Annotated in this window: 2 protein-coding genes; one reads left to right on the top strand and one right to left on the bottom strand. The window is 66.5% G+C overall.

Features of this window, described 5'->3' with window-relative positions:
- On the top strand, positions 1 to 983 hold a 983-nt coding region (locus ACZ7HQ_RS45595), incomplete at its 5' end, for a hypothetical protein (protein ID WP_471003568.1).
- Between the two features lie 41 nt (positions 984 to 1,024).
- On the opposite strand, the gene ACZ7HQ_RS45600 is transcribed toward ACZ7HQ_RS45595, so the two are convergent.
- The coding region (locus ACZ7HQ_RS45600) for a transposase family protein (RefSeq protein WP_471003571.1) at positions 1,025 to 1,267 on the bottom strand (243 nt) is incomplete at its 5' end.

Consider the following 1,267-nt stretch of genomic DNA (forward strand, 5'->3'; position numbering starts at 1 on the left):
ATGGATTCAGCTTGACCGCCCTGGCCATACCTGACTCTCTCCCCCCATCCGTCCCCGCGGGTCAGCCCGCACCGGCCGAACCCGATGGTGCGCATGCTGGGTCGACCGAATCCGATCATTTGCACGGCATGGCGCTCCACTTCAACGCTGTGGCCGAGGAGTACGGCGGAGAACCGGTGAGAGCCGCCCTGGCAGCCTTCCTCACCCACCACGTCGTCCCCATCCTGCATACGGAGAGGCATGAGCGCAGCCGACGCAGCAGCCTGCTGTCAGCAGCCGCCCAGCTGACCCTGTTGCTGGGCCTCATGAGTGCGGACAGCGGCCACGATCGAACCGCTCAGCATTACCATCACATAGCCGCCAGGTTCGCCTCCGACGCGGGTGACTCCACCACGCTCGCCATCGCCCTGCGCACCATGGCCACTCACGCCTACGAGCTGGGCCACCATACGCCGACCGTGCTCCATCTCAGCGAACAAGCCGCGTCGCATGCCAGTGCCGCTCCGCCGGCCGTGCAGGCCTACACCCACGCCAATTTGGCCGTATTGCAAGCCCACTACGACCCGCGCGCCGCCCTGGACACCCTCGCACACGCCGAACACCTCCATGCCCGTGCCGACGGCCCCCCCGGGCCGTTCACCGCCTATCCGGTCAGCGCCCTGTATTACCAACGCGCCCAGACGCTCAGCATCCTCGGCGACCGCTCTGGCTCTGTGAACGCGCTCAAACAATCACTCCGCATGCGTAGCTCGGCCGAACACCGCGCTGCCGTCCTCACTCGAGCCCGCCTCGCCGCGGTCCATACGAGCATCGGCCATCTCGAACAAGCCCTTGCCCACTGGCAAGCTTTTCTGACGGCCTATCCCACACTGCACTCCGCCCGCGCCGCACGCCAACTGCACACCATGCGAGAACAACTCCGACCCTTCCAGCATCACCCTGCGGCACGCCAGCTCCTCAACCAGGCACATCTCCTTGCGTGAACTCGCCTGATACGAGGCTCGCAAATGAGCCTTTTCCGTCTTCACTCTGAGCTGGTCAGATGGGGGGTGAGGACGGCCTGGACGAGGCTGGTGATCCGGGTGGTCGAGCACCGCAGTTTGCGGAGGAGCCTCCGGGACTTGAGGGTGGCGCTGGCCTGCTCCCCGAGGACCCGGATCTTCGCGTGGGACCGGTTCACCGCCTTCTGACCAGCGGTGAGGGTCTCCCGCCGGCCCCAGTAGGGGATCCGGACCGTACCACCGGCGCCCCGGTAGCCTTTGTCGGC

This window comes from Streptomyces sp. NPDC037290 (assembly GCF_055603245.1).